Source organism: Sporolactobacillus inulinus (assembly GCF_006539285.1).
Taxonomy (GTDB): Bacteria; Bacillota; Bacilli; order Bacillales; family Sporolactobacillaceae; genus Sporolactobacillus; species Sporolactobacillus inulinus.
This window is the reverse complement of record NZ_BJMS01000172.1, coordinates 1-2959: the sequence shown is the minus strand read 5'-3', so window position 1 is coordinate 2959 and position 2959 is coordinate 1. Positions and strand designations below refer to the sequence as shown.

Annotated in this window: 2 protein-coding genes; one reads left to right on the top strand and one right to left on the bottom strand. The window is 47.5% G+C overall.

What is annotated here, in order from left to right:
• The first annotated feature begins 307 nt into the window (after positions 1-307).
• Positions 308-2785, top strand: coding sequence for a stage II sporulation protein E (spoIIE, locus tag SIN01_RS14385; RefSeq protein WP_010024523.1), 2478 nt, complete (start codon positions 308-310; stop codon positions 2783-2785).
• On the opposite strand, the gene SIN01_RS15275 is transcribed toward spoIIE, so the two are convergent.
• A partial coding sequence (locus tag SIN01_RS15275; protein ID WP_218027793.1) for a hypothetical protein occupies positions 2747-2959 on the bottom strand: 213 nt, incomplete at its 5' end. The two genes, spoIIE and SIN01_RS15275, sit on opposite strands and share 39 nt — an antisense overlap.

Here is a 2959-nt window from a genome sequence, read left to right as displayed (position 1 = left end):
GCGGAAGTAATGACTAGGCATAGTCTAGTTTTTCTAATCAAAGAACAGGAAAAGGAAGAAGCGTAATCATTGTCGATGAATTTGGAACAAACGACAGGACAATGGCGAAAAGTGAGAGCACTCGCCAAGACTCGCCGTTTGACGGAACCACGGGCAGCCGTGACCATGCGAGCATTTGTCAAATATGGCTGAAGATCGAGAAAGCGGTCGAAGTTTTTTTTGAATAAGTCTTGTCATTCTGACAAATTATGAATGTCTTATATGCTTTAATGGATCATACAATCCTAAGTTAAAGGCGGCGAACGACATGATTCAAAAAATGGGCAGTGTAGCGGCAGAGACGGTTGATCCCTTTGTGCACAAGAAAAGATTGCAAGGACGAGCGCGATCCGGTCGTTCGATCCAGACGTTCTTGTTAGGAGTAGTATTCCGTATGGATTTCTTTTTCTTGGCGGCCGGGTTTCTCCTTGGACGCGCGGTAATTATTACCAGCTTAACTCCATTTATTCTTCCATTTTTTGCGACGGTTTTCTGGATGAAGCGGAAGCGCAGATATGCCGATTCACTTGCAGTATTGGTTGGTGCGGCGACCCTTTCAGCGGGACAAGCCTTTTATGCACTGCTCGGTTTGCTCGCATTTCTCATTGGGTGGCGGATGATGAACGCATTGAAGCGGGTGAAAATGGAGCGGTGGCTGCCGGGACTCGTTTTTATCATGGGATTCACGGTACGCCTGGTGTACCAAGCAGCCTTTTCGCTGACCATTGTTTGGACTGATCTCTTGACTGCCGGTGCTGAAGCCTGCCTATCCGCTTTGGTCACATTGATTTTCATGCAGAGTGTACCGCTGATCTCAACGCATGTCAGTCATAAACTGTTTCGTAATGAGGAAATCATTTGCTTTGTGATTTTAATCTCTTCTGTGATCGCCGGAACGATCGGCTGGCATGTCTATGACGTGTCCATCGACCATGTACTCGCACGTTACGCGGTGCTGCTTTTTGCTTATGCCGGAGGAGCGGCAATTGGGTCAACTGTGGGCGTGGTGATTGGTCTGATTCTAGGTATGGCTAGTGTAACAAGCCTCTACCAAATGAGTTTGCTCGCCTTTACGGGTGTGCTCGGCGGTCTGCTGAAAGAGGCTGGAAAAGTGGGAGTGGCGGCCGGCCTTTTGATCGCAACCTTGCTGATCGGTGTTTATGGCAATGGTTACGCCGGCTTAGGCAACGAAGTGATCGACTCCATTGCTGCTTTGGTCTTGTTCTTTCTAACGCCGAAAAGTTTTATCCGGCAAATGGCCTCATTTATCCCGGGGACACGTGAATATCAGGCGGAACAACAGCAATATGTGCGCAAACTGCGCGATGTTACCGTGAGCCGTGTTGAACAATTTTCCAGCCTTTTTCAAACGCTTGCGAAAAGCTTCTCACCGCCTAAAGACAATCGTGAGTCGGTCAGTGATGATGATCTTTTCTTAAGCCGTGTAACGGCAAAAACTTGCCAGAATTGCTTTAAAAAAGAGTTTTGCTGGATCAATAATTTTGAGAAGACGCAGCGGATCATGCTTGAATTGCGTGAGGAGGGGCGGCACGGAAAGCGGGACTCGGAAGCGCGTGTGCAGCGGCAGTGGCGCAGCCATTGTTCGAGACCAGAACGTACGATGGAGGCAATTCACCGTGAGCAGAGCCATGCTGAATTAAGTGAGAAAATGCGCCGCAATGTTCTGGAAAGCCGCCGATTGGTGGCCGATCAGCTAGAGGGGGTATCCCAGGTCATGGGCGACTTTGCGCGTGAAATGAAGCGAGAGCGCGGCCTTCATGATTGGCAGGAAGAAATGATTTTGACGAAGCTGAACGGGATTGGTGTTCGCGTCGAAAGCGTTGAAATCTATAATCTTGAATCCGGAGCAATCGATATCGAAGCCGTACTTCCGGTTGATCACTACGGGGTGTGCGAAAAGGTGATCGCGCCGCTTCTGTCAGATATTCTCGGCGAAAGTATCGTTGTGGAGAAGAAACAGTCGTCTGAACTTCCCGAAGGTCCCAGCCGAGTCGTATTTGTTTCAGCGCGTGCTTATGATTTGGAGACGGGTGTCGCAACGGCTGCACGAGGTGGCGGGGGGATCTCCGGCGACAATTACTCGCTGTTTGAAATTGGTTCTAAGAAATATGTGATGGCAATCAGCGATGGAATGGGCCACGGCGAGCGAGCGGATATGGAAAGCAAAGACACCTTGCAGCTGTTGAAAAAAGTGTTGAAATCGGGAATACATGAGACGCTGGCCATTAAGTCGATTAACTCGATCTTATCACTACGTTCGACAGAGGAAATTTATGCCACACTGGATCTGGCATTAATTGATTTGCAAAATGCAACCTCCAGATTTCTGAAAATAGGCTCAAATCCAAGTTTTATAAAACGAGGAAGCCGCGTTTTTATGCTTGACAGCGAAAATCTGCCCATTGGAATTATCCGTGATGTCTCAATTGATGTGCGCTCCGAACAACTGAAATCAGGGGATCTGCTGATTATGATGAGCGACGGAATTTTTGATGTTCCTCAGCACATTGAGAATAAGGAAGTATGGGTCAAGCGAAAAATAAAAGAAATGGAGACTGATGATCCACAGGAAATTGCCGATTTGCTGCTTGAAGAAGTGATTCGTGCAGGGAATGGCACCCTCAATGATGATATGACCGTCATCACGGCGCGAATAAGACATCATATACCGGAGTGGTCAGCATTTTCATCCGATCAAACGGATAAGCGCATCAAACGAGCATGAACCCATTTGTAGTTTGTGAGTTTTACTGTACCGATTATCGAAAAAAGGTTTGAAAAGTATCCGTGCAACAAAGTGTTCACCTTCGTCAAAGGGTTTGGCGGAGCCAAGTTTTCTTACAAATAAAGTAAGTACATGATTTTGCTTCGTCTTCAAACCAATCGACCAGTGTCTTGG

Bases quoted from the DNA above. Each gene is read 5' to 3' on its own strand.
- spoIIE (WP_010024523.1), top strand. From the start codon at position 308: ATGATTCAAAAAATGGGCAGTGTAGCGGCAGAGACGGTTGATCCCTTT.